Below are 23,817 nucleotides of genomic sequence, written 5' to 3'. Positions count from 1 at the left end.
CCCTCCGCTGATTGACCCAGTGAGAAGCGGGCGGCCCGCCGTGGACACGGCGGCACGCAAGACATGGCCCGGCCGGGCCGGCTCTGGGCGCCGGTCCGGTCGGGCCGCGATGTGGCAGAGGTCGGTCAGCGGTGGTGCTTGTTCAGGGTGGCCAGGAGGAGGTTCGGGTCCTGCATCGTGAAGAAGGCGGGGCTCGTTACGTAGACCGTCTTGCCCTGTACCGCCACTGCGCTGGGGTTCGACAGGCCGTCCTTCGCCGTGAGTACGACCCGGTGGGTGCCGTTGGGCCGTACCAGGGCCACCTTGTTGTCGGTGAACAGGGCGGCCAGGATCGTGTCGTCACGGCCGGTGAAAGCGAAGTCGTCGACGTTGGTCAGGCCGGTCGCCCTGGTCTGGATCTTGCCCGCGGACCCGTTCTTCTTCACCGGGATGCGCAGCAGCAGCCCCTTGTCGGAGTTGGTCACCCACACGGCGCCGTGCCGCACCTTGAGGCCGTTGGCGCCGACGAACCCGGTCGGCGGTGCGGAACGCTCCAGCTTGCTGCCCGTGGCCCACGCCTTCGGCTTGAGGCAGTCGTGGCCCTGGGCGCCCTTTGCCGGGACGCGCCATACGGTGCCGCGCACCGAGTCGGCGGAGTACAGCACGCCGTGGTGCTCGTCGAGCGCGAGGCCGTTGGGGAAGCCGTTCTTCGGCAGGCATGCGATCTGCTTGACGTGGTGGCTCTTGGGGCTGATGCGCCAGATGCCGGTCAGCTTGGTTCCGGTGGCGTAGTTGACGTACAGCGTGCCGTCGTGCGCCCGCACGAGGCCCGTGGCGACCGCGGTCTCGGTGATCGGGGTGTTCTGTCCCGCCACAGCCGGGAGCTCGGCGATGACGCGCGGCTCGTGGTGCGGGGAGAGACGGGCGACCTGGCGGGCGAGGGCGAACGTCACGTTGGCCGAGCCGTCGGGTTCGAGCGCGATGCTCTCCGGCGTCTGGCCTGCGGCGAAGTCGAAGTGCTCGACGACGCGCGGGTCGGTCAGCGTCGGCTCCTTGGCGGAGGTGGGAGCCGCCGCGAGCGCCGCGAGGGCGACGGCGGCGGTGGCGATGCCGGCCAGGCGTGGGAAGCGGGGCATGGGGCTCCTCCGGGCTGTGCGCTGGGCGCGAGGGACACGGGTCGGTGCCCAGAAGAACATGACGGGATGTCACATCTCGCGCGCCGATCCGGGGCGGGGGCAGGAGATCGCCCGCGTGGCCGACATGCTGCTGCGAGCGGGTGGGAGGACCCCGGCGGCGGTCCGCACCACCGCCCTCACGCGGTTGCCGGGCAAGCGGGCAAGGGGGCAAGCAGGCGGGCGGATGGGCGGGCGCGGGCGCGGAAGGGCGTGCGCCGGGGGCGGCCGTCGGCGGGGCGCGGCCGGGGACAGAGAGCGGACGGGCGCCCCGGGGCCCGGGCTGCTCGTCGGGTGCCGGTACGCAGAAGCCGGCGGACCTCCGTGAAGGGGTCCGCCGGCCTTGGTGGCGTGGGGGCTAGAAGATGCTCACCCCGTACGCGTTCAGCGCCTCGGGTACCGGCTGGAAGAACGTCGTGCCGCCGGACGAGCAGTTGCCGCTGCCGCCCGAGGTCAGGCCGAGCGCCGTGCTGCCAGCGAACATGGCGCCGCCGCTGTCACCGGGCTCGGCGCAGACGTTGGTCTGGATGAGGCCGTAGACGATGTCGCCCCCGCCGTAGTTGACGGTCGCGTTGAGGCCGGTGACGGTGCCGCCGCGCAGGCCGGTGGTGCTGCCGCTGCGCTGGACCGCCTGGCCGACGGAGGCGTTGCCCGCGCCGGTGATGTCGCGGTACGAGCCGTTGTAGAGGTAGACCCGGCCGTCGGCGGCGGAGGAGCTGGAGTGGCGGATGAGGCCGTAGTCGTTGTTCGGGAAGCTGGACCCGGCGGTGGAGCCGAGCACCGTCGTCCTGCCGGAGTTGGTGTACCAGGTGCCCGCGCCCTCGGTGCAGTGGCCGGCGGTGAGGGCGTAGTACGTCGTGCCGCTGCGCACGTTGAAGCCGAGCGAGCAGCGGCCGCTGCCGCTGTAGATGGCCTGGCCGCCCGCGATGAGCTTGCTGAACGTACCGGGCGTGCGCTTGATCTCCAGGGCGTCGGCCTGTGCGCCGGCCGCCTTCTTGATCTTGGCTATCTCGGCGGCCGAGACGGTGGTGTCCGCCGTGACGACGAGCTTGCCGGACGCCGTGTCCGTGTACCACGCGGTACCGGCCACGTCCGCGCCGAGCACCGCGTCGCCGGTCTTGGCGAGCTGGGCGGTGGTCGCCCGAGCGCCGTCGCCGGATTCGGCCGAGGCGATCGGGGTGGCAAGCGCGGAGACGGTCAGCAGAGTCGATGCGACGGCGATCAGCCGTGCACGTCTCGCGACGCCGCCGAGGGGGGAGAGGCGCTTGAAGTTCACTACATCCTCCGGTGGGGATCCCAGGGGCCCGCTGGGTGGGCGGGCCCGTCAGTACGCCGCTGCGGCCCCCGACCATCCGTAGCGGTCATGGGCCTGACAAGCGGCGTGGTAGGAATCCTGGGGTCCGGTTGACTCTTCAACAAGGGCGCCTTTCAGCCGCTCTACGCGCATCCACCAGCGGGTGTTCCGCGCCGGCCCGGCGGGGCCGGTGACGACCGCTCCCGCCGCCCGCGAATCCCCGCCGCGCGGCCGGGCCGGCGAACGCCCCTCCCGGCAGGGCACTACGCAGCGCAGGTGTTTGCTGATTACCCGTCAACTGACCGGAGGGTCAGGAGGTCGGGTCGCCGCGCCGCCGTGGCTCGGGCGGTCGGCGGCCGGGACGCGGTACGCCGACGGTGCGCGGACCGTACGGCGACTCCGCTGCTCACCGGCCGCCCCGGCGCCCGACCGCCCGTGCGCGGGCACGGCCGGGCCGTCCCGCTCGCCGCCCCGCCCCGCCGGGCACGTGCCCGGCTCCGCACGCCTCGGCGGTCGTGGCTATTGCACATACGTCCCGTCAGGTACTCGGTGCCTCCGGCGCCTCTGGCATCACCTCCGCCCCGCCCCTCGACCGCCGGCCCCTCAGCCGCGGGGCCGTCGCGCCACCCGGCGCCACGAGCGCCGCAGCGCGCGGCGCACAGCGTTATGCGGCGATCCCTACTGTTCGTACACCGATGACGACTGTCCGGTTCTGACCAGTGGCGCTGCTTCAGGGGTCTTCACCCGCGCGCCGGACCAAGCCGCCGGAACAAAAACAGGGCGCCGTTGAACAGCCCGCGCATCCCCCGCGTACTACTCAGCAACTCCCCCACAGGCTGGGCGCGTGACCGGCGACAGGCGGTCACGCGCCCAGCGCATTCGCCACCGTGGCAACAGCGCGCCGGGCGGACGCCGCCATTGCAACAGCACCCCCACGGCGGGCACCCCCCACGGCCGCACCCACCACGGCAGCACCCCACCGCCCCTAGCGCCTCCCCACGGGCCCCGCTCCCCCAGCCGCCGACCGCGCCCGCGCTCAGCCCCCAGCTCAGCCCTCCGCCCCCAGCGCTCAGCGCTCAGCGCTCAGCGCTCAGCGCTCAGCCGCCGCTACCCGCCCACCGCGTGCGACACCGTGTAGATCAGCAGCCCCGCCAGCGCCCCCACCACCGTGCCGTTGATCCGGATGAACTGGAGGTCCCGTCCGATGTGCGCCTCGATCTTCTTGGACGTGTGCTCCGCGTCCCAGCCCGCCACGGTGTCGCTGATCAGCGAAGTGATCTCGGTCCGGTACGTCGTCACCACGTACACCGCGGCGCCCTCCAGCCAGCCGTCCAGCTTCTCCTGCAACCGCTGGTCCGTCGCCAGCCGCCGGCCCAGGGAGAGCAGCGATGCCCGTACCCGCAGGCGCAGTTCGCTCTGCTCGTCCTCCGCCGCAGAAATGATCATGGTGCGTACGGACGCCCAGGCCGAGGCGATCACGTCCTGCACCTCGCCCCGTCCCAGAATCTCCGACTTCAGCCGCTCCACCCTCGCCCGCGTGTCCTCGTCCGACTGGAGGTCGGTCGCGAAGTCCGTCAGGAAGCGGTCGATCGCGCCGCGCGCCGGGTGGTCCGGCTCGTCGCGCATCTCGGAGATGAAACGCAGCAGCTCCTTGTAGACGCGGTCGCCGACCTTCCGGTCGACGAAGCGCGGCGTCCAGCCCGGCGCCCCGCCCTCGATCGCCTCCATCACCGCGTCCGCGTGGTGCACCAGCCAGGCATAGGCGCGGGTGCAGATCAGGTCGACCGCGCGGTCGTGCGCGCCGTCCGCGACGACGCCCTCCAGCGCCCTGCCGATCCCCGGGGCGATTTCCGCGGCGTCCGCCCGCCGCGTGATCGCCTCCCCGACCACCGCCTGCACGTCGGAATCGCGCAGAACGGTCAGCGCGCCCCGCAGAGCCGTGGACAGCTCCTCCGTCACCCGGTCGGCGTGGGCCGGCTCCGACAGCCAGCTCCCGACGCGGGCGCCGATGCCGATGGCGCGCAGACGGGTGCGTACGACGTCCCCGGACAGGAAGTTCTCGCCCACGAAGGACCCGAGCGTCGTCCCCAGCTGGTCCTTCTTCGTGGGAATGATCGCGGTGTGCGGGATGGGCAGGCCCATCGGGCGCTTGAACAGAGCCGTTACGGCGAACCAGTCCGCCAACGCGCCCACCATGCCCGCCTCGGCCGCCGCCGCGACGTACGGCGGCCAGCCCCCGACGCCCGACCGCTCCGCCCAGGTGGCCAGGACATAAATCACAGCGACCAGAAGCAGCAGCCCGGTGGCCGTCGCCTTCATGCGGCGTACGCCCTGGCGCTTCTCCTCGTCGGCCGCGCTGTACGCGAAGGGCGGGAGTGGTGCGGCGGCGGCCGGAGACCCGGAAACCTCCTGGTCGGACATGCCGTCAGTTCCCGTCTTCTTACGATCCATCCACTTCACCCGTCCGGCTCACACGCACCCGTCTCGTACGTAATTTTCCCTACCTGACCTACTCGTGGAACGCACTGTGAGTTCCCGACGTCTATCAGGGCGGTGCAATGGCGCATCATGGAGTGAGTTCGAACGGAGCCTCGGGCTCCCTGCGCCCGAGGAGATACACCGAGCATGACCAAGCGCAACGGTTATGCCTTGCTCGCCGCGCTCGCCGCGGTGGTTGTCCTCATCTCAGGGGCCATATTCGCCGGAGCGACGCTCGGCGGTCACGGCCCTGACGACGACACACAGGCCCGTCCCCGTACGCCGCTGCGTTCCGCGGCCCCGGCCACCTCCGCTTCCTGGATCGGCACCTGGTCCACCGCGCCCGCCTTCGCCGAGCCCGGTACGGAACAAGGATTCCCGCGGCATTCGATTCGTAACGTCGTACACACCAGCATCGGTGGCACCAGCGCCCGCGTCACCCTCTCCAACCTCTTCGGCGTGCAGCCGCTGCACGTCACGCACGCCTCGATCGCCGTCGCCGCCACCCCCGGCGCCCCGACCGCCGCGCACGGAACCATGCGCCGGCTGCTCTTCGGCGGCTCGCCCTCGGTCGTGATCCCGCCGGGCCGACAGGTCGTCAGCGACCCCGCGCCGCTGAAGGTGCCGTACGACGCGGACCTGCTCGTCACCACGTACTCCCCCACGCCCAGCGGCCCGGTGACGCACCACCCGCGCGCCCGGCAGACGTCGTACGTCGCGCGGGGCGACCGTACGGAGGACCCGCTCGGCGACGCCTACACCGGCCAGACGCCGTACTGGCGCTATGTCACCGGTGTCGACGTACTGAGCGGCAAGGCCGAGGGCGCGGTCGTCGTCATCGGCGACTCGATCACCGACGGCGTCACGTCGACGGCCGGCGCCAACCGCCGCTGGACGGACGTGCTCGCCGACCGCCTGGACGGGCGCTACGGCGTCCTCAACGCGGGCATCAGCGGAAACCGCCTGCTCAGTGACGGTACGGGTCCGAGCGGCCTCGCCCGCTTCGACCGTGACGTACTCTCCCGCTCCGGCGTGAAGGCGGTCGTCGTCGTCCTCGGCATCAACGACATACTGCGCCCGCCGCACGAGCTCGACGCGGCGCGCATCACGGCGGGCCTGGAGCAGCTCGCGCGCCGGGCGCGGACGCACGGGCTGCGGGTCGTCGGCTCGACGGTGATGCCGTTCGAGGGCACCCGGGCCCACACCCCGCAGCTCGAAGCGGTGCGGGACAGCGTCAACGAGGCGATCCGTACGCGCGGAATCTTCGACGCGGTGGTGGACTTCGACGAGGCGCTGCGCGACCCGTACGCCCCGGACCGGCTGCTTCCGGCGTACGACTCGGGCGACCACCTGCACCCGAGCGACGAGGGCTACCGGCACATGGGCACGGCGTTCGACCTCGCGAGCCTCAACAGGAGCGCGGACGCGGCAGGGGTGTAGCGGTACGTACGGGTACGGCCGGCCCCCACCGGGGGCCCCGGCCGGGGACCCGGGACAGGGCCGCCGGAGCCAGGGGTCAGTCCAGCTCCTTGCGGTCGGCCTCAGCCTTCCTCGCCAGCTTCTCCTGCTTGCGCGCCTCCTTGAGGCGCTGCTTCTCCGCACGGGTGATCTTGCGTTCGACGCCCACGCCGCCCATCAGCGCGAAACCGGTGATCGTCACGCGCGGCGAGTCCGGCGCCACCGGTTCCGACGACTGGTTCGTCAGGTCGCCGAAGCCGCCCATGAAGCCGACGCCCTTGACGTTCACGTCCAGCCCGGGCGGCACCGTGACCGCGATGCCACCCATGATCGTGAAGCAGCGGATCAGGGTGTCCCGCTCCTCGAAGCGGGCCTCGCGCAGGTCGATCTCGCCGCCGCCCATTATCGCGAACGCCGTGAACCTGCGGCCCACCGTCCACGTCCCCTTGCGCCCGAAGCCGCTCCAGAAGGCGAAGCCGCCCCTCGACGTGGCCGGGCCGCCGATCCGGGCCCGCCAGGAGACGGGCGTACCGGAGGAGCCGGGAGAGGCCAGAGAGGCAACCGAGGCGACCGGCCCCGTACCCGGCACCGGGAGATCGCGGACCAGCGGCTCCAGCTCGCCGTGCGTACGCGCCTTGTAGACGGCGTCGAGACGCTGGTCGAACTCCTCCATGTCCAGCCGCCCCTCGGCGACCGCCTCGCGCAACACCTCGGCGACCCGCTCACGCTCGGCGTCGGAGGCGCGCATTTCCGGAAGTCCACTGGTCATACCGAACAGACTAGTCAACCGGCGCGCCCGGTCCCAGAGTTCACGGGCAGGGATCAGAGCGCCGAGCGGTCCGCGTACATCTTCGCGATCACCGCCTCGATGTCCGGCTCCCGCACCGACAGGTCCACCAGCGGATACCTCTGCGCCACGGCCGCCACCAGCGGCGCCGCCGACACCGACGCCGGGAACGCCAGCCACTGCCTCGGCCCCTCCACCTTCACCACCCGCGCCCCCGCCACCTCGACCGGCGGCAGCTCGCGCTCCAGGTCCACCACCAGCGTCCGCTCGCTCTCGCCCACCTCGTGCAGCCCGGCCAGTGCCCCGTCGTACACCAGACGCCCGTGGTCGATCACCATCACGCGCTTGCACAACTGCTCGATGTCGGTCAGGTCGTGCGTCGTCAGCAGGACCGTCGTACCGCGCTCCGCGTTCAAGTCCCGCAGGAAGTCCCGCACCTTGGCCTTGGAGATGACGTCCAGGCCGATCGTCGGCTCGTCCAGGTACAGCACCTCGGGATCGTGCAGCAGCGCCGCCGCGATGTCTCCCCGCATCCGCTGCCCCAGCGACAGCTGCCGTACCGGTACGTCCAGCAGCTCGCCCAGGTCGAGCTGTTCGACGCAGCGCGCCATGTTCACCTTGAAGCGGTCGTCCGGGATCCGGTACATGCGGTGCATCAGCCGGTACGAGTCGCGCAGCGGCAGGTCCCACCACAGCGTCGTACGCTGCCCGAACACCACCCCGATACGCCGCGCCAGCCGCGTACGCTCCCGGGACGGATCGATGCCCGCGACCCGGACGCGGCCGCTGCTCGGCGTGAGGATGCCGGTCAGCATCTTGATGGTGGTCGACTTGCCCGCGCCGTTCGGCCCGATGTACCCGACCATCTCGCCGCGCGGCACCGAGAAACTGATCCCGTCGACCGCGCGCACCTGTGTCTTCTCACGCCGCAGCAGGCCGGTCCTGCGGCGTACGTCGAAGACCTTCTCGACGCCGTCCAGCTCGACGAGGTTCTCGATGAGGTCCATCTCCCTCTCCATCACCATGACGTGTCAGCTCCCTGTGCTGCGGTACGAACGAAGGCCCACCCGCCACGCCGCGCCGGCCAGCGCACAGCACCCGCCCGCGATCAGCGGCGGCAGGAAGGCGAGCCAGGACGGCACGTCCAGGGGGTACGGGCGGTCCAGCACGTAAAGCGCCGGGAGCCAGTTGACAAAGGCCAGCGGCAGCACGAAGGTCACCCCGCGCACCAGGTCCTTCGCGAAGACCGTCGGCGGGTACTGGAGCATCGTGGTGCCGCCGTACGTGAAGGAGTTCTGCACCTCCGACGCGTCCTGCGCCCAGAACTGGAACGCCGCCCCCGCCACGAACACCGATGCGAAGATCACCGCCCCGCTCAGGATCATCACCGGCACCATGAGCACCTTCAGCGGCGTCCACGCGATGTCCAGCACCATCAGCGCGTAACCGAGCACCAGCAGCCCTTGCGTGATCCGGCCGAGCCTGCGCAGCGCGAAGCGGTCGGCCGCGATCTGCGCGAGGACCGGGACCGGGCGTACGAGCAAGGTGTCCAGCGTGCCGTCGCGCACCCGGCGCCCCAGCCGGTCCATCGAACCCATCACGAGGTCGGCCAGCCCGAAGGCCGCGCCCGCCGTTCCGTAGAAGAAGGCCACCTCGGGCAGGGTGTAGCCGCCCAGGGCGTCCACGTGGGAGAACATCAGCAGCAGGCCGACGAAGTCGAGGCCGGTCGCCGCGAAGTTGCCGAGGGCCGCCATCGCGAAGGACGCGCGGTACGCCATCGTCGAGCGGATCCACATCGCCGCGATCATCCGGTACGCCCGGACCCCGGCCCGCAGCTGCCCGACGGGCCCGAGCACGTCCTCCGCGCCTGCGGTCCGGCTCACCGCCGCCGGGGTCTGCGTCGCCTCAGCCACCCTGCACCACCACCCTTCGCGTAGCCAGCGTCTGAAGCAGCCGCCCGGCCGTCAGCAGCACCGCCGCCCAGCCGGCCTGGAACGCGTACGCCTGGGCCAGCCCCCAGCCCGTGTGCTTGCCGAGGAACACGTCGGCCGGGATCTGGAGCAGCGCCGACCAGGGCAGCGCCTGCGCGAGGGTGCCCAGACCGCCGGGGAAGAGGGTGAGGGGCAGCACCATCCCGGAGAAGAAGAGGCCCACGAGCCAGGTGATCTGCGCCACCCCCGCCCCGTCGAGCAGCCAGAACGCGGACAGCGCCACCAGGAACCTGACCGCGAAACTGACGACGACGCCGAGCGCGACGGCACACAGGAAGGCCACCCACACCAACGGGTCGGCCGGCAGCGCCAGATCGAAGGCGAGCGCCCCCAGCGCCATCGGCACGACGCCGCGCCCGAGCAGATGGAAGGCGGCCCGCCCCAGGTCGTTCGCCAGCCAGAAGAACTGGAGGTCGGCGGGGCGGTACAGGTCGATCGCGATGTCGCCGGTACGGATCCGTTCCATCAGCTCGTTCTCGAAGCCGCCGCCCATCATGGCGGTGGTCATCAGCAGCGCCTGCCCGATCCACACGTAGGTGAGGGCCTGCGACAGGTCGTACCCGCCGAGCTGCGGGCGCTCGTCCCACAGCGCCGTGAAGGTGTACGCCAGGATGAAGCCGAAGACGGTGTTGGTGAACATCCCGGCCGCCGTCGCCACCCGGTAGGTCGCATGACGCCGGAACCCCCCGGCCGCGACCACCGCGTATACACGCACGCCAAGCCCCCCGATTCGCCGCTCGCCCCATGCCCCAAAACGCCCGACCCTAGCCCAATGGGGTCAGCCGCCGCAGGCATTTTGTTCCGGGGAGCACCGGCGCTTCGATGACCTGCCCCCGGGGGCGTGCACTATGGGCGTACCAGCCGAATCGCCCGATACGACACCGTTATGCCGGAGAGTGAACCTCTGGCCGCGCCCAGGGAGTCTCCACCAGCATGAACGACGAGCCACAGCAGCCCCAGGGGTGGGCGCCCCGGGACCCCTCCGACCCCACGGGGACCGGGGAAAAGCAGGCCAGGAAGAACAAGAAGAAGACCGGCGGGAACGGCGCGGACGGCCCGGACGGAAGCCCGGACGGCAAGAAGGCCCGCCGCCCCAAGCGCACCGGCCTGCGCCGTCTGGTCCCCACCTGGCGCATGCTGCTCGGTACGTTCCTGCTGCTGGCCCTGCTGCTGATCGGCGCGTTCCTCGCGGGCTACACGCTCGTCAAGATCCCGGCCGCCAACAGCGCAGCCACCTCCCAGAGCAATGTCTACCTCTACGCGGACGGCTCGCAGCTCGCCCGCGACGGCGAGGTCAACCGCGAGAGCGTCAAGCTCGCCCAGATCCCCAAGACCGTCCAGCGCGCCGTGCTGGCCGCCGAGGACCGCGACTTCTACTCCGAGCGGGCGGTCGACCCCCAGGCCATGGTCCGCGCGGGCTGGAACACCCTCACGGGCAAGGGCAAGCAGTCCGGCTCCACCATCACCCAGCAGTACGTGAAGAACTACTACCTCGACCAGGAACAGACCGCGACCCGGAAGGTGAAGGAGTTCTTCATCGCGATCAAGCTCGATCGCGAGGAGAGCAAGAACGACATCTTCGAGGGGTACCTGAACACCAGCTACTTCGGTCGCAACGCGTACGGCATCCAGGCCGCCGCCCAGGCGTACTACGGCAAGGACATCGACGAGGTCACGACCGCCGAGGGCGCCTACCTCGCCTCGCTCCTCAACGCCCCCAGCGCGTACGACGTCACCACCCACCCCGAGAACAAGGGCGCGGCCCTGGGCCGCTGGAACTACGTACTCGACGGCATGGTGAAGGAGAAGTGGCTGACGCCCGCCCAGCGCGCCGGGGCGAAGTTCCCCGCGCCGCACGAGGCGAAGCCCGCCTCCGGGCTCTCCGGGCAGCGCGGCTACATCGTGCAGGCCGTCGAGGACTACCTCACCAACAACAAGATCATCGACGAGGACACCCTCGCGACCGGCGGCTACCGCATCACCACCACCCTGGAGAAGTCCAAGCAGGACGCCTTCGCCGAGGCCGTCGACGACAAGGTGATGTCGCAGACCAGCAAGGACCGCAAGGCCGACCGCAATGTCCGCGTCGGCGGCGCCTCCATCGACCCGGCGAGCGGCAAGGTCGTCGCGATGTACGGCGGCATCGACTACACGAAGCAGTACGTCAACAACGCGACGCGCCGCGACTACCAGGTTGGCTCCACCTTCAAGCCGTTCGTCTTCACCTCGGCCGTCGAGAACGGCTCCACCACCCAGGACGGCCGCCAGATCACGCCGAACACCATCTACGACGGCACCAACAAGCGGATGGTGGAAGGCCCCAACGGGCCGACCGGGTACGACCCGGAGAACGAGGACCAGCGCTCGTACGGCCCGGTCACCGTCCGTACCGCCACCGACAAGTCGATCAACGCGGTGTACGCGCAGATGGCACAGGACGTCGGGCCCGCCAAGGTCAAGGACACCGCCGTCGCCCTCGGCCTCCCCGCACACACGCCGAGCCTCGATCCGTACCCGTCGATCGCTCTCGGCGTCGCCACCGCCAGCGTCCTCGACATGACGGAGGCGTACGCGACACTCGCCAACCACGGCAGGCACGGCACGTACACGATCGTCGAGAAGATCACCAAGAACGGCCAGACCGTCGCGCTCCCCACGGCGGACGCAGACTCCGACCCGGGCTCCGGGCCCGACGCGGGCTCGGACGCCGGCTCCGGCGCCGGCACCACGCAGGCCGTGTCCCGCGAGGCCGCCGACACCACCACGTCGATCCTCCGGAGCGTCGTCGACGGCGGCACCGGCACGGCGGCCCAGTCCGCCGGCCGCCCGGCGGCGGGCAAGACCGGCACCGCCGAGGAGGATAAGGCGGCGTGGTTCGCGGGATACACCCCCGACCTGGCCACCGTCGTCGCCGTCATGGGCCAGGACCCGGAAACCGGCGTACAGAAGCCGCTGTACGGAGCACTCGGACAGCCGCGCATCAACGGCGGCGGAGCGCCCGCGCAGATCTGGGGCCAGTTCACGGCCGCCGCGCTCGAAGGCAAGCCGGTGCGGGACTTCGACCTGGAGACGGCGGCCGGCTCCGACGAACCCGCCGCCTCACCGTCCGAGCAGGAGCCGGACACCGGGGAGTCGGAGGGCTCCGCGGAACCGCCGTCGAGCGACAGCCCCGACGACCCGACGCGCAGCCCGACCACCGGCGGCGGCCAGGACACCGGCGGCACGACGACGGACACGGGCGGCACGACGGGATCGCCGGGCACGACCGACGGCGGCCCCACGGACACCGGCGGCACGGACGGCGGAGCCGACGGCGGCGGCGCGGAAGGCGGGACGGACACCGGCGGCGCGACTGACACGGGCGGCGCCACGGGCTCGACGGGCTCGCCGGGCACGACCGACGGCGGCCCCACGGACACCGGCGGCACGGGCGGCGGCGGCGACACGGGCGGCACCACCGGACCGCCGTCGGACGGCCTGCTGAACGGCCCACGCGGCCGCAACTGACTCACCCGCCGCACTCGACGCCCCGACGCACCCGCGATACGGCCGGCTAGTGCCCGGAGGTCGCCTTCAGCCCCACGACGGCCACCAGCAGCAGACAGACGAAGAATATCCGGGCGGCGGTCGCCGGCTCACCGAGCACCACCATGCCGAGCACCGCCGCACCGGCCGCGCCGATACCGACCCAGACGCCGTACGCCGTACCGATCGGCAGCGTCTTGGCGGCGTGCGACAGCAGCAGCATGCTCGCGACGATCCCGGCACCCGTGAAGACACTCGGCCACAGCCTCGTAAAGCCGTCGGTGTACTTCATCCCGATCGACCAGCCGACCTCGAGCAGACCGGCGACGACAAGCAGAACCCAGGCCACGACGGGCACCTCCGAAGCGAAACGCGGAAACAGATACATCGGGGATGCGTCGTCTTTCCGTTTACAACCCGGTACGGCGCGTCTCGTCGGGGGTGTCTCCAACATAGCAAGGGGCAGCGAAAGGGGCCGGTGATCCTGATCACCGGCCCGCGCGCACCCACCGCCCGCGTCGTCCGCCCACAAGGCGCACAGGCCGCGCGCCGCCCCGCTACAAGGCGTACGGGCCGCCGCGCCTACAGGTACAGGCCGGTCGAGTCCTCCGAGACCCGCTCCGAAGCCACCGCGTGCAGATCACGCTCACGCATCAGCACGTACGGGATGCCGCGCACCTCGACCTCGGCCCGGTCCTCCGGGTCGTACAGCACCCGGTCGCCCGGCTCCACGGTCCGTACGTTCTGACCGACCGCGACCACCTCGGCCCAGGCCAGCCGCTTGCCGACCGCCGCGGTCGCCGGAATCAGGATGCCGCCACCCGAGCGGCGCTCGCCCTCGGGACTGTCCGACCTGACCAGCACCCGGTCGTGCAGCATCCGGATGGGCAGCTTGTCGTGCGTGGTGTTCTCGCTCACGCCCCGAACCTACCTGCCCGCCCGCCCGTGCCCGCCATCGGCCGCGGACTCAGGCGCGCCTGCGCCGCGTGGACAGGGCCAGCAGACCCACCAGCCCCACGGCCACCAGCGCCACCGGAACAAGCCGCTCAAGACGCGGCGAACCGTCCTCCGAAACGAACTGCGCCTTCACATCGGACACCGTCCGGTTCACCGCGACGAACGCCCGGCCCGCGGTCTGGTCCACGGTCGAGGCGACCCTGGCCTTCGCGTCACCGACGATCGTCTTCGGGTGCAGCCGCACCCCGATCTCGTCGAGCGTTACGGCCAGCTGGTCGCGCCGGCTCTTGATGTCCGCCTCGATCTGCGCAGGGGTCCTGGCATCCGACACTGCGCTGCCTCCGTGGTCGTGGGCCGAATCCGGTAGTCCTTCATCGACAGTCTGTCAGCTCGGCCCGTCCCATACCCCACGGCACCCCCATTACGCTCGGGACCGTACCCCCAAGACTTCGCGTACCACCCCGCACGAGGAGACCGAAACCGATGAGCGAGCGACTCCAGCCCGGCGACACCGCCCCCGACTTCACCCTGCCCGACGCCGACGGAACCGAGGTCTCCCTCGCCTCGTACAAGGGCCGCAAAGTCATCGTCTACTTCTACCCGGCCGCCCTTACCCCCGGCTGCACCAAGCAGGCGTGCGACTTCACCGACAACCTGGAGCTGCTGACCGGCGCCGGTTACGACGTCGTCGGCGTCTCCCCCGACAAGCCCGAGAAGCTCGCGAAGTTCCGCGAGAAGGAAGACCTCAAGGTCACGCTGGTCGGCGACCCCTCCAAGGAGGTCCTGACCGCGTACGGCGCCTTCGGCGAGAAGAAGCTGTACGGCAAGACCGTGACCGGCGTGATCCGCTCCACGATCGTCGTCGACGAGGACGGCAAGGTCGAGCGCGCCCTGTACAACGTCAAGGCGACGGGCCACGTAGCGAAGATCATCAAGGACCTCGGCATCTGAGGACCCGCGAGGATGTGACCAAGGTCCCGGAACCGGGGACCTTGGTTTGCGGCATTGAATAGAAGGCAGCAGTTCCACTTGGACATTGGAAAACGCCTCCGCGTCCGAGGAAAGGAACCTGCCATGGCGGCCACCGGCCCCGGCTCCGGCCCCGACCACGTGGCCGATCCCGAAGCGATCAAGCGCCACCGCACCCTCTTCCGCGCTGCCCGGAGAAGGAAGAACCCGCCGCTGCGCCGCTCCGACATCACCATCACCGACGAAGCGTCGGTCAGGCGCGCCGTCAAAGCGGCCTCGCTCGGCAACGCCATGGAATGGTTCGACTTCGGCATCTACAGCTACCTGGCGGTGACGATCGGCCACGTCTTCTTCCCGTCCGGGAACGACACGGCCCAACTCCTCTCCTCCTTCGCGACCTTCGCGGTCGCCTTCCTCGTACGACCCGTCGGCGGCATGGTGTTCGGACCGATGGGGGACAAACTGGGCCGCAAGAAGGTCCTCGCCCTCACCATGATCCTCATGGCCGTCGGCACGTTCGCCATCGGCCTGATCCCCTCGTACGCCACCATCGGCTTCTGGGCGCCGGTCCTGCTCATCTTCTTCCGGCTGGTGCAGGGCTTCTCCACCGGCGGCGAGTACGGCGGCGCGTCGACATTCATCGCGGAGTACGCCCCCGACAAGCGCCGCGGCTTCTTCGGCAGCTTCCTCGAATTCGGCACCCTCGCCGGGTACACCGGCGCCGCCGGCCTCGTGACCGTCCTCACCGCCTGGCTCGGCTCGGACGCCATGGAAGCATGGGGCTGGCGCCTCCCGTTCCTCGTCGCCGGCCCGCTCGGCCTCGTCGGCCTCTATCTGCGGATGCGACTCGACGAGACCCCCGCCTTCCAGAAGCTGGAAAGCGGCAACGTCCGCGCGTCCGAGGCCGCCGACCCCGCGGAGAGCACCGCCAAGGGAGACCTCGCGAGGATCTTCCGGCAGTACTGGCCGACGCTGATCCTGTGCATCGCCCTCGTCGGCGCGTACAACGTCACCGACTACATGCTGCTGTCGTACATGCCGACGTACCTCTCCGACGAACTCGGCTACAGCGAGACACACGGGCTGCTCGTCCTGCTCGGCGTGATGGTCTGCCTGATGGCCGTCATCAGCCAGGTCGGCCGCCTGAACGACCGCTTCGGCCGCAAGCCACTGCTGATGGCGGGCATGCTCGGCTTCTTCTTCCTCTCGCTCCCGTCCTTCCTCCTGATCAAGCAGGGCAGCATCCCGGCCATCAGCGCGGGCATGCTGATGCTCGGCCTGTCGCTGGTCTGCCTGCTGGGCACGATGTCGGCGGCGCTCCCGGCGCTCTTCCCGACGCACGTCAGGTACGGGTCGCTGTCGGTCGGCTACAACCTCTCCGCCTCACTGTTCGGCGGCACGACCCCGCTGGTCATCACGGGCCTGATCAGCCTCACCGGCAACAACCTGATGCCCGCGTACTACTCCATGGCGGCGGCACTCATCGGCGTCATCGCGGTGGCGTGCATGAAGGAAACCGCCCAACAGCCGCTGGCAGGCTCCCCGCCGTCGGTGGAAACGAAGCAGGAAGCGGCGGAACTGGTAGCGGCACAGACGGCGGAGCCGAGGTTCTGAGGTTCTGACGTTCCGAGGCGGGTGGGTGGCCGGTGTACGGAGCGACGTGCGGGCCGATGGTGGGGGCGCCTTCTGCCCATTGCGGGAGCGGTCGCTCAAGTCGGCCTCGACACCCGCCACTTCAAACGCCGGGCATGGGGAACCCTGCGGGAGGGCGACCGGAAGCCCACAAGTACCTGGTATCGCGACCGAGGGGAGCGCCGAACAGCCGCACAACCCTGCGCCACATACCCCACGAGCCGCCGGCCAGATACCATGGTTGGTGGCTAGCGGCCGTGGCGCAGCAGGTTGACGCGATCGGTTTAGGTCCGATTTGTCCTTTTGGACTAGGTGGGTTCGAATCCCATCGGCCGCACAGCACGAAGGGGTCGCCCCGAAGGGCGGCCCCTTCCGCACATTCAGCCCAGCAGCTCCCGCACCACCGGGACCAGCGCCCGGAATGCCTGGCCCCGGTGGCTGATGGCGTTCTTTTCCGCCGGGGTCAGTTCCGCGCAGGTTACGTCGTAGCCGTCGGGCTGGAGGATGGGGTCGTAGCCGAAGCCGTTCGTGCCGGCCGGGGTGTGGCGGAGGGTGCCCCGGAGGCGGCCTTCGACCACGCGTTCCGTGCCGTCGGGGAGGGCCAGGGCCGCCGCGCAGGCGAAGTGCGCCGCGCGGTGCGGGGTGTCGATGTCCGCGAGCTGGGCCAGCAGGAGATTCAGGTTCGCGGTGTCGTCGCCGTGCCTGCCCGACCAGCGGGCCGAGAAGATGCCGGGGGCGCCGCCCAGGACGTCGACCGCCAGGCCCGAGTCGTCGGCCACGGCGGGCAGGCCGGTGGCCTGCGCCATGGCGTGGGCCTTGAGGAGCGCGTTCTCGGCGAAGGTGACGCCGGTTTCCTTGACGTCGGGGATCTCGGGGTACGCGTCCGCGCCGACGAGGTCGTGGGTGAGACCTGCGTCGGCGAGGATCGCGTGGAGCTCGGTGATTTTCCCGGCGTTGCGGGTGGCGAGAATCAGGCGGGTCATGCCCCCAGTATCCGTGTCGGTTACGGGGTGCAGACCTTGCCGATCTCGGTGGCGGCGTCGGTGACGGGCCCGATGTCCGGGGTCTCGTCGCCGCTCTCGACCGCCGCGCGGACGTTGTCGACAGCCTTGTTCAGGTCGTCCACGGCCTTGTTGAGGTCCGCGTTGTCCGTCGTGTCCTCAAGGCTCGTCAGCTCTTTGTCGATGTCGCTGAGGGCCTCGTTCAGCTGCGTGGGGTCGTCGGCGGCGCTGGACACCGCTGTGGACAGCTTGTCGACGCTCGTGGCGATGGCGTCGGCGGTCTTCACGCAGTCCATCGCCTTGTCGAGGGCTCCGCAGCCGCCGACGAGGCCGGTCAGCGCCACGGCGGTGACGACGGCGAGTGCGATGCGGCTGGTGCGGCGATTACGGCGACTGCGCATGGTGCGGTCCTCCCCCAGGTACACGGATGTACGGGTATCAGGTACACGGATGTACGGGTATGTGGACGGGCGTACGGTTCGGCCCGTACGCCCGTGCCCTTGGAGACGCCGGAACGGGCCTCCGTGGTTGCCGGCGATTCGGCGGATCTCCCGGTTGCGGTGGCTCGGTGGCTCGGCAACGTCAGAGTGTGCCTTCGAGCGCCTTCACCTGGATGGCCGTGAGGTCGGCGCAGCCGCCGCTCGCGAGGTCGAGGAGCGCGTTCAGTTCCTTGCGGTCGAAGGGCTCGGCCTCGGCGGTGCCCTGGACCTCGACGAAGCGGCCGTCGCCGGTGCAGACGACGTTCATGTCGGTTTCGGCGCGGACGTCTTCCTCGTAGCAGAGGTCGAGCAGCGGGACGCCGTCGACGATGCCGACGCTGACGGCGGCGACGGTGCCGATGAGCGGCTTGCGTCCGGCCTTGACGATCTTCTTGCCCTGGGCCCAGGCGACGGCGTCGGCGAGGGCGACGTAGGCGCCGGTGACGGCCGCGGTGCGGGTGCCGCCGTCGGCCTGGAGTACGTCGCAGTCGAGGACGATCGTGTTCTCGCCGAGTGCCTTGTAGTCGATGACCGCGCGCAGGGAGCGGCCGATGAGGCGGGAGATCTCGTGCGTACGGCCGCCGATCTTGCCGCGTACGGATTCGCGGTCGCCGCGGGTGTTGGTGGAGCGGGGCAGCATCGAGTATTCGGCGGTGACCCAGCCTTCGCCGCTGCCCTTGCGCCAGCGCGGGACGCCTTCGGTGACGGAGGCGGTGCAGAAGACCTTGGTGTCACCGAAGGAGATGAGGACGGAGCCCTCGGCGTGCTTGCTCCATCCGCGTTCGATGGTGACGGGGCGGAGCTGTTCGGGGGTACGGCCGTCGATTCGAGACATGTGTGGAGCCTAGCTGTCGGGCGGGGGCATGCGTGAGGGGCCCGTTCCGGTTCTGGATTCCGGAAGGGGCCCCTCACGGCCGGTTCATGGCCGGCTCACATCATGTCTTCGATGTCCGCGGCGATGGGGTCGGCGTCGGTGCCGATGACGACCTGGATGGCGCTGCCCATCTTGACGACGCCGTGGGCGCCGGCGGCCTTGAGGGCGACCTCGTCGACGAGGTCCGGGTTGTGGACCTCGGTGCGCAGGCGGGTGATGCAGCCTTCGATCTCGTCGATGTTGTCGATACCGCCGAGCCCGGCGACGATCTTCTCAGCCTTGCTGGCCATGTCTTTCTCCCTGTTGTTCAAAGCGGAAGCCTCGGCCCACCGTGGCCGCTTTGCCACGGTAACTCACGGTTGGCGCAACTTCGCGGGCGAGTAACCGCCCTGTGCCGAATGATGGCGATCACCGGCGCCCTGTCTTCCGGCCGGGCTCCGGACCGTACCGCAACTGGTCTACACCAGTATGCGACGCCCGCCAAACCTGGCTTGTTCCGGGAGGACGCCGATGAGTTCGAACCGTGCCGCCGGCGAGACCGGTGGGGGTGTGCGGCGGAGGACCTGGCGGAGTGGTCTGTTCCAGGGATTGCAGAAGGTCGGGCGCAGTCTTCAGCTCCCGGTCGCGGTCCTTCCGGCGGCCGGGCTGCTCGTCAGCCTCGGCAACCTGTTCTCGGCGTACCTGGACGGCCCGTTCTGGGACAAGACCGCCAAGGTGCTCACCTTGGGCGGTACGTCGATCCTGGACGGCGCGTTCGGCCTCCCGCTGCTGTTCTGCATCGGGGTCGCGATCGGTTTCGCGAAGAAGGCGGACGGTTCGACGGCTCTGGCGGCGGTCGCCGGCTTCCTGGTCTACAACAGCGTGCTGAAGGCGTTCCCTGTCGACGGCTCCGTGACCGACCTGGCTCCGGAGGGGACGCCGCAGAATCCCGGCGTCCTGGGCGGCATTCTCATCGGTCTGCTGACGGCGGTGGTCTGGCAGCGCTACCACCGGACCAGGCTCGTCGACTGGCTCGGCTTCTTCAACGGGCGGCGGCTCGTTCCGATCATCATGGCGTTCCTGTGCGTGATCCTCGGCGTCCTGTTCGGCCTGCTGTGGGAACCGGTGGGTGACGCGCTGACCTGGTTCTCCAAGCAGCTGATCGACCTGGGTGCGTGGGGCGCGGGGATCTTCGGTGTCGCCAACCGGCTGTTGATCCCGATCGGTATGCACCAGTTCCTGAACACCTTCTTCTGGTTCCAGGCGGGTGAGTTCCGGACGGCGGACGGCAAGGTCGTTCAGGGTGACCTGACCCGGTTCTTCGCCGAGGACCCGTCGGCGGGGCAGTTCATGTCGGGCTTCTTCCCGATCATGATGTTCGGTCTTCCGGCGGCGGCGCTGGCCATCGCGCACTGCGCGCGCCCCGAACACCGCAAGAGGGTGATGGGCCTGATGATCTCCGTGGGCCTCACCTCGTTCGTCACGGGCGTGACGGAGCCGCTGGAGTTCTCCTTCATGTTCGCGGCGCCGCTGCTGTACGGGCTGCACGCACTCCTAACGGGCGCCTCGATGGCGATCACCTGGGCGCTGGGCGTGCACGCGGGGTTCAGCTTCTCCGCCGGTCTGATCGATTACGTCGTGAACTGGCACCTGGACACCAAACCGTGGCTGATCATTCCGATCGGCCTGTGCTTCGCGGTCGTGTACTACGCGGTCTTCCGCCTGGTGATCACGAAGTTCGACATCCCCACTCCGGGCCGCGAACCGGAGGAGGTCGAGAAAGAGGTGGAGGAGGAGACCGTCAAGTAGCTCCCGGCCCTCAGGTAGCCCCGACCCCGCGCAAGGCCCTCGGGCGTGTCCGGTCCGGGGGCATTTGTCCTGGCTGGAAGGGTGTGTTTCGGAGCACTGGAATTGCGGGTTCCTTATCCGTCCTTCACCGTGCTAAAACTGGTCTACACCACTGAGTGGTGTAGACCACGTGGCGACGCGCCGCGTTGATCCCGAAGACGCCGCCGTCCCCCGGTTCCCCCCTGGCGGCGCCTTGCCCCATGGAGGAAATGATGTCCACGGACAGCGCCGCCGCCCCCGCGGCCGCCAAGAAGAAGGGCTCCGGCGCGATGGCTGTCATGCAGCGCATCGGCCGCAGCCTCATGCTGCCGGTCGCCGTGCTGCCGGCTGCCGCGCTCCTGGTGCGTTTCGGCCAGGCCGACATGCTCGGCAAGGAGTCGTTCCCGGCCTTCATCACCAAGCTCGCCGGTTACATGGCGGCCGGTGGCGGGGCGATCCTCGACAACATGCCGCTGCTGTTCGCCGTCGGTATCGCGATCGGCTTCGCGAAGAAGTCGGACGGCTCGACGGCTCTCGCGGCCGTCACCGGTTACCTGGTCTTCCAGAAGGTGCTCGCCACCTTCACCGACTCCAACCTGCCGAAGGTCGCCGCCGTCGTCGACGGCAAGATCGTCATGAACGAGGCTCCGGTCAACGCCGGTGTCCTCGGTGGCGTGGCCATGGGCATCGTCGTGGCCCTCCTGTACCAGAAGTTCTACCGGACCAAGCTGCCCGACTGGGCGGGCTTCTTCGGCGGCCGCCGCCTCGTCCCGATCCTGTCCGCGTTCGCGGGCCTGGTCGTGGGCATCGTCTTCGGCCTGATCTGGCCGGTGCTGGGTGCGGGTCTGCACAACCTGAGTGAGTGGCTGGTCGGTTCCGGCGCCGTCGGCGCGGGCATCTTCGGTGTCGCGAACCGCGCGCTGATCCCCATCGGCATGCACCACCTCCTGAACTCCTTCCCGTGGCTCCAGGCCGGTGAGTTCGAGGGCAAGCACGGCGACATCGCGCGCTTCCTGGCCGGTGACCCGACCGCCGGGCAGTTCATGACCGGCTTCTTCCCGATCATGATGTTCGCCCTTCCGGCGGCCTGCCTCGCGATCACCCACTGTGCGCGTCCCGAGCGCCGCAAGGTCGTCGGCGGCATGATGTTCTCCCTCGCGCTCACCGCGTTCGTCACCGGTGTGACCGAGCCGATCGAGTTCACCTTCATGTTCATCGCCCCGGTGCTGTACGCGGTCCACGCGGTCCTGACCGGTGTCTCGATGGCGCTCACCTGGGCGCTCGGCATGAAGGACGGCTTCGGCTTCTCGGCCGGCGCGGTGGACTTCGTGCTCAACCTGGGCATCGCGACCAACCCGTGGGGCCTCGCCCTGGTCGGCCTCTGCTTCGCGGTCGTCTACTACGTGGTCTTCCGGTTCGCGATCACCAAGTTCAACCTCCCGACGCCGGGCCGCGAGTCCGACGAGGAGCTCGCCGAGCTCCAGAAGGCCGAGGCGAAGTAAGCCGCAGCCGTACGGGCGAGAGGGCCCCCGGACCGTGTCACCGGTCCGGGGGCCCTCTCGTGTGCGCGTGGGATGCCGTCGTACGTCAGAGTTCGTACTCCGCGCCGGCGACCGCGAGTTCCGCCGGGCCGTCGTAGACGGCGCGCGCGTCGGCCAGGTTCACTTCCGCGTTCGTCCACGGCGGGATGTGGGTGAGGACCAGCCGGCCGGCCCCGGCCCGCGCGGCGCATTCGCCCGCCTCGCGGCCGTTGAGGTGGAGGTCCGGGATGTCCTCCTTGCCGTACGTGAACGACGCCTCGCACAGGAACAGGTCGACGCCGGCGGCCAGTTCGTTCAGGGCCGCGCAGGCTCCGGTGTCGCCGGAGTACGCGAGGGACTTGCCGGCGTGCTCGACGCGGATGCCGTACGTCTCGACCGGGTGCGCCACCTTCTCCGTGCGTACCGAGAAGGGACCGATGTCGAACACGCCCGGCTTGAGCGTGTGGAAGTCGAAGACCTCGGCCATCGACTTCTCGGTCGGGGTGTCGGCGTACGCCGTCGTGAGGCGCTGCTCGGTTCCCTCCGGTCCGTACACGGGGATCGCGGGGGCACGGCCGCCTTCGTGCCGGTAGTAGCGCGCGACGAAGTAACCGCACATGTCGATGCAGTGGTCGGCGTGCAGGTGGCTGAGGAAGACGGCGTCGATGTCGTAGAGACCGACGTGGCGCTGCAACTCTCCCAGGGCGCCGTTGCCCAGGTCGAGAAGCAGCCGGAAGCCGTCGGCCTCGACGAGGTAGCTCGAGCAGGCCGATTCCGCGGACGGGAACGACCCTGAGCAGCCGACGACGGTGAGCTTCATGGAGCGTGAACCTCCGTAGCAGGGACGGGGAGGGTTCGTGCGGGTTCGTCGAGCGTAAGGCGCGACGGAGCCGGTCGCTCCTCGATGGCGGGGCGTTGTGGGGGAACTCACCTGCGTTGTCACCGGTTCGGGCGGAGCGCGCGTGGCGGGCGGGGCGCCGGTACGGTCGGGGTTATGGACACGTCCTGGTGGGTGGCGCTGGTCGCCGTGGTGATGATCGCGCTGGTGGCGGCCGTGGTGGACGGCCGAGGGCGGGGGAAGCGGCCCGGGGGGCGCACGCGACCACCCGCGCGCCCCGGGGAACCGGGCGGGCGGCGGCCGGACCGGGTGCCGCGGGCCGGGGAGATCTGGTGGGCCGATGTGCCGTACGAGGACGGGCCCGGGTCGAAGGACCGGCCCTGCCTGGTGTTGTCGGTACGGGGCGGCCGGGCCCGGATCGCGAAGATCACCAGCAAGCACCACGAGGAGCGGGCCGGGGTGATCGCGCTGCCGCCCGGGGCCGTGGGGGATGCGCGGGGGCGGCGCAGCTATCTGGAGACGGACGAGCTGCGGGAAGTGGGGCTGCGGGGGTTCCGGCGGCGGGTCGGGGTGGCGGACGGGGCGGTGTGGGAGCGGGTCCGGCATCTGGCCCGCGATTAGGCGTGGCCCGGCGGGTGTGGTTTGCGCGGCCCGGCGGGTGTCGCGTGCGGTTCCGCTGCGTGCGGGGCGGGTGCGTGCGGGGCGGCGGGAGTGGGCGGCCTGCTGCGTGCGGGGCGGGTGCCTGCGGGGCGGCGGGAGCGGGCCGGGTGCCGCCCCGGGGGTGGCCGCGGGAGTGGGCCGGGGCGCTGCCCGGAGGTGCCGCTGCGCGGGGCCTTCCCCTGCCCGCCCCTTCCCGAACCGGGGCTCCGCCCCAGACCCCGGTCCTCAAACGCCGGACGGGCTGGAATTGCCGGGGGGAGAGCTGCTGGGGGTGGGCTGCCGAGGCTGACACCCGGCCCCGGTCCTCAAACGCCGGACGGGCTGAGGGGAGCCGCGTTGCGGCGACCGTGCGGCCCGTCCGGCGTTTGAGGAGACGCCCGAAGGGCGTCCGGCGGTT

Annotated in this window: 22 protein-coding genes, 1 tRNA gene and 1 riboswitch; of the genes, 8 read left to right on the top strand and 15 right to left on the bottom strand. The window is 70.4% G+C overall.

The features are described from left to right. Positions 1-125: 125 nt before the first annotated feature. From AS594_RS21695 to AS594_RS21685, 3 genes are all read right to left on the bottom strand, one after another. Positions 126-1,115, bottom strand: a complete 990-nt coding sequence (locus tag AS594_RS21695) for an NHL repeat-containing protein (RefSeq protein ID WP_069935252.1) — start codon at positions 1,113-1,115, stop codon at positions 126-128. 394 nt (positions 1,116-1,509) lie between these two features. Then, positions 1,510-2,427 (bottom strand): S1 family peptidase, encoded by a 918-nt coding sequence (locus AS594_RS21690; RefSeq protein ID WP_069935251.1) that lies wholly within the window; start codon positions 2,425-2,427, stop codon positions 1,510-1,512. A gap of 1,125 nt (positions 2,428-3,552) precedes the next feature. Next, positions 3,553-4,866 (bottom strand): DUF445 domain-containing protein, encoded by a 1,314-nt coding sequence (locus tag AS594_RS21685; RefSeq protein ID WP_240509068.1) that lies wholly within the window; start codon positions 4,864-4,866, stop codon positions 3,553-3,555. 204 nt (positions 4,867-5,070) lie between these two features. Between AS594_RS21685 and AS594_RS21680 the strand changes: the two genes are divergently transcribed. After that, positions 5,071-6,363, top strand: a complete 1,293-nt coding sequence (locus AS594_RS21680; protein WP_069935250.1) for an SGNH/GDSL hydrolase family protein — start codon at positions 5,071-5,073, stop codon at positions 6,361-6,363. 76 nt (positions 6,364-6,439) lie between these two features. Here the strand turns inward: AS594_RS21680 and AS594_RS21675 are convergent, their stop codons facing one another. Genes AS594_RS21675 through AS594_RS21660 form a run of 4 tightly spaced genes read right to left on the bottom strand, consistent with a single transcriptional unit; the run spans position 6,440 to position 9,874 of the window. Continuing rightward, positions 6,440-7,150: a DUF1707 SHOCT-like domain-containing protein gene (locus tag AS594_RS21675; protein WP_069935249.1), complete on the bottom strand. Its 711-nt coding sequence runs from the start codon at positions 7,148-7,150 to the stop codon at positions 6,440-6,442. Positions 7,151-7,203: 53 nt separating this feature from the next. Continuing rightward, positions 7,204-8,193 (bottom strand): ABC transporter ATP-binding protein, encoded by a 990-nt coding sequence (locus AS594_RS21670; protein ID WP_420877816.1) that lies wholly within the window; start codon positions 8,191-8,193, stop codon positions 7,204-7,206. Positions 8,194-8,199: 6 nt separating this feature from the next. Further along, positions 8,200-9,051 (bottom strand): ABC transporter permease, encoded by an 852-nt coding sequence (locus AS594_RS21665; RefSeq protein ID WP_069930675.1) that lies wholly within the window; start codon positions 9,049-9,051, stop codon positions 8,200-8,202. A 22-nt stretch (positions 9,052-9,073) separates the two neighbouring features. Beyond that, a complete protein-coding gene (locus tag AS594_RS21660; protein ID WP_069928607.1) occupies positions 9,074-9,874 on the bottom strand; it encodes an ABC transporter permease in 801 nt (266 codons plus the stop codon). 218 nt (positions 9,875-10,092) lie between these two features. Here AS594_RS21660 and AS594_RS21655 point away from each other — a divergent pair, with 218 nt between their 5' ends. Beyond that, positions 10,093-12,666 carry a transglycosylase domain-containing protein gene (locus AS594_RS21655; RefSeq protein ID WP_069935248.1) on the top strand — a complete coding sequence of 858 codons (2,574 nt, stop codon included), beginning with the start codon at positions 10,093-10,095 and terminating at the stop codon, positions 12,664-12,666. 46 nt (positions 12,667-12,712) lie between these two features. Here AS594_RS21655 and AS594_RS21650 read toward each other — a convergent pair whose 3' ends face one another. The 3 genes from AS594_RS21650 to AS594_RS21640 form a co-directional block, all read right to left on the bottom strand. Then, complete coding sequence (locus tag AS594_RS21650) at positions 12,713-13,033, bottom strand: DMT family transporter (RefSeq protein ID WP_028811654.1); 321 nt, start codon at positions 13,031-13,033, stop codon at positions 12,713-12,715. A gap of 43 nt (positions 13,034-13,076) precedes the next feature. Continuing rightward, positions 13,077-13,142, bottom strand: a riboswitch (guanidine-III (ykkC-III) riboswitch). A 124-nt stretch (positions 13,143-13,266) separates the two neighbouring features. After that, positions 13,267-13,602 (bottom strand): GroES family chaperonin, encoded by a 336-nt coding sequence (locus tag AS594_RS21645; RefSeq protein WP_028811655.1) that lies wholly within the window; start codon positions 13,600-13,602, stop codon positions 13,267-13,269. Between the two features lie 49 nt (positions 13,603-13,651). Continuing rightward, positions 13,652-13,972, bottom strand: a complete 321-nt coding sequence (locus AS594_RS21640; protein ID WP_069928605.1) for a DUF3618 domain-containing protein — start codon at positions 13,970-13,972, stop codon at positions 13,652-13,654. A 152-nt stretch (positions 13,973-14,124) separates the two neighbouring features. On the opposite strand from AS594_RS21640, the gene bcp reads away from it, so the two are divergent. From bcp to AS594_RS21625, 3 genes are all read left to right on the top strand, one after another. After that, positions 14,125-14,592, top strand: coding sequence for a thioredoxin-dependent thiol peroxidase (gene bcp / locus AS594_RS21635; RefSeq protein ID WP_069928604.1), 468 nt, complete (start codon positions 14,125-14,127; stop codon positions 14,590-14,592). A gap of 123 nt (positions 14,593-14,715) precedes the next feature. Next, positions 14,716-16,224 (top strand): glycine betaine/L-proline transporter ProP, encoded by a 1,509-nt coding sequence (gene proP / locus AS594_RS21630; RefSeq protein ID WP_069935247.1) that lies wholly within the window; start codon positions 14,716-14,718, stop codon positions 16,222-16,224. A 269-nt stretch (positions 16,225-16,493) separates the two neighbouring features. Next, positions 16,494-16,579 (top strand) — tRNA-Leu (locus AS594_RS21625). Positions 16,580-16,622: 43 nt separating this feature from the next. On the opposite strand, the gene rdgB is transcribed toward AS594_RS21625, so the two are convergent. The 4 genes from rdgB to AS594_RS21605 form a co-directional block, all read right to left on the bottom strand. Continuing rightward, the gene (gene rdgB, locus AS594_RS21620; RefSeq protein WP_069935246.1) at positions 16,623-17,225 is read right to left on the bottom strand and encodes an RdgB/HAM1 family non-canonical purine NTP pyrophosphatase; all 603 of its coding nucleotides are present in this window, start codon (positions 17,223-17,225) and stop codon (positions 16,623-16,625) included. Positions 17,226-17,245: 20 nt separating this feature from the next. Next, positions 17,246-17,644: a hypothetical protein gene (locus AS594_RS21615; RefSeq protein ID WP_069935955.1), complete on the bottom strand. Its 399-nt coding sequence runs from the start codon at positions 17,642-17,644 to the stop codon at positions 17,246-17,248. A gap of 181 nt (positions 17,645-17,825) precedes the next feature. After that, positions 17,826-18,557, bottom strand: a complete 732-nt coding sequence (gene rph / locus AS594_RS21610; RefSeq protein WP_069935245.1) for a ribonuclease PH — start codon at positions 18,555-18,557, stop codon at positions 17,826-17,828. Positions 18,558-18,652: 95 nt separating this feature from the next. Continuing rightward, entirely contained in the window at positions 18,653-18,886 is a 234-nt protein-coding gene (locus AS594_RS21605; RefSeq protein ID WP_069928600.1) for a PTS sugar transporter subunit IIB, read from the bottom strand. 220 nt (positions 18,887-19,106) lie between these two features. Here AS594_RS21605 and AS594_RS21600 point away from each other — a divergent pair, with 220 nt between their 5' ends. Both AS594_RS21600 and AS594_RS21595 read left to right on the top strand, forming a co-directional pair. Further along, complete coding sequence (locus tag AS594_RS21600) at positions 19,107-20,384, top strand: PTS transporter subunit EIIC (protein ID WP_069928599.1); 1,278 nt, start codon at positions 19,107-19,109, stop codon at positions 20,382-20,384. 251 nt (positions 20,385-20,635) lie between these two features. After that, positions 20,636-21,904 (top strand): PTS transporter subunit EIIC, encoded by a 1,269-nt coding sequence (locus tag AS594_RS21595; protein ID WP_069928598.1) that lies wholly within the window; start codon positions 20,636-20,638, stop codon positions 21,902-21,904. A gap of 85 nt (positions 21,905-21,989) precedes the next feature. Here the strand turns inward: AS594_RS21595 and AS594_RS21590 are convergent, their stop codons facing one another. After that, positions 21,990-22,742 carry an MBL fold metallo-hydrolase gene (locus AS594_RS21590; RefSeq protein WP_069928597.1) on the bottom strand — a complete coding sequence of 251 codons (753 nt, stop codon included), beginning with the start codon at positions 22,740-22,742 and terminating at the stop codon, positions 21,990-21,992. A gap of 174 nt (positions 22,743-22,916) precedes the next feature. On the opposite strand from AS594_RS21590, the gene AS594_RS21585 reads away from it, so the two are divergent. Continuing rightward, positions 22,917-23,381 carry a type II toxin-antitoxin system PemK/MazF family toxin gene (locus tag AS594_RS21585; protein ID WP_069935244.1) on the top strand — a complete coding sequence of 155 codons (465 nt, stop codon included), beginning with the start codon at positions 22,917-22,919 and terminating at the stop codon, positions 23,379-23,381. Positions 23,382-23,817 lie beyond the last annotated feature (436 nt).

It is taken from the genome of Streptomyces agglomeratus, from assembly GCF_001746415.1.
In the GTDB taxonomy this organism is placed as follows: domain Bacteria; phylum Actinomycetota; class Actinomycetes; order Streptomycetales; family Streptomycetaceae; genus Streptomyces; species Streptomyces agglomeratus.
The sequence above is the reverse complement of the archived record's forward strand: the minus strand, read 5'-3'. Positions and strand labels throughout refer to the sequence as shown.

Excerpts from the sequence above, each read along its gene's own strand:
- AS594_RS21695 (WP_069935252.1), bottom strand. The coding sequence starts at position 1,115 with ATGCCCCGCTTCCCACGCCTGGCCGGCATCGCCACCGCCGCCGTCGCC.
- AS594_RS21685 (WP_240509068.1), bottom strand. The coding sequence starts at position 4,866 with ATGTCCGACCAGGAGGTTTCCGGGTCTCCGGCCGCCGCCGCACCACTC.
- AS594_RS21680 (WP_069935250.1), top strand. The coding sequence starts at position 5,071 with ATGACCAAGCGCAACGGTTATGCCTTGCTCGCCGCGCTCGCCGCGGTG.
- AS594_RS21675 (WP_069935249.1), bottom strand. The coding sequence starts at position 7,150 with ATGACCAGTGGACTTCCGGAAATGCGCGCCTCCGACGCCGAGCGTGAG.
- AS594_RS21670 (WP_420877816.1), bottom strand. The coding sequence starts at position 8,193 with ATGGTGATGGAGAGGGAGATGGACCTCATCGAGAACCTCGTCGAGCTG.
- AS594_RS21655 (WP_069935248.1), top strand. The coding sequence starts at position 10,093 with ATGAACGACGAGCCACAGCAGCCCCAGGGGTGGGCGCCCCGGGACCCC.
- bcp (WP_069928604.1), top strand. The coding sequence starts at position 14,125 with ATGAGCGAGCGACTCCAGCCCGGCGACACCGCCCCCGACTTCACCCTG.
- proP (WP_069935247.1), top strand. The coding sequence starts at position 14,716 with ATGGCGGCCACCGGCCCCGGCTCCGGCCCCGACCACGTGGCCGATCCC.
- rdgB (WP_069935246.1), bottom strand. The coding sequence starts at position 17,225 with ATGACCCGCCTGATTCTCGCCACCCGCAACGCCGGGAAAATCACCGAG.
- AS594_RS21615 (WP_069935955.1), bottom strand. The coding sequence starts at position 17,644 with ATGCGCAGTCGCCGTAATCGCCGCACCAGCCGCATCGCACTCGCCGTC.
- rph (WP_069935245.1), bottom strand. The coding sequence starts at position 18,557 with ATGTCTCGAATCGACGGCCGTACCCCCGAACAGCTCCGCCCCGTCACC.
- AS594_RS21605 (WP_069928600.1), bottom strand. The coding sequence starts at position 18,886 with ATGGCCAGCAAGGCTGAGAAGATCGTCGCCGGGCTCGGCGGTATCGAC.
- AS594_RS21600 (WP_069928599.1), top strand. The coding sequence starts at position 19,107 with ATGAGTTCGAACCGTGCCGCCGGCGAGACCGGTGGGGGTGTGCGGCGG.
- AS594_RS21595 (WP_069928598.1), top strand. The coding sequence starts at position 20,636 with ATGTCCACGGACAGCGCCGCCGCCCCCGCGGCCGCCAAGAAGAAGGGC.
- AS594_RS21590 (WP_069928597.1), bottom strand. The coding sequence starts at position 22,742 with ATGAAGCTCACCGTCGTCGGCTGCTCAGGGTCGTTCCCGTCCGCGGAA.
- AS594_RS21585 (WP_069935244.1), top strand. The coding sequence starts at position 22,917 with ATGGACACGTCCTGGTGGGTGGCGCTGGTCGCCGTGGTGATGATCGCG.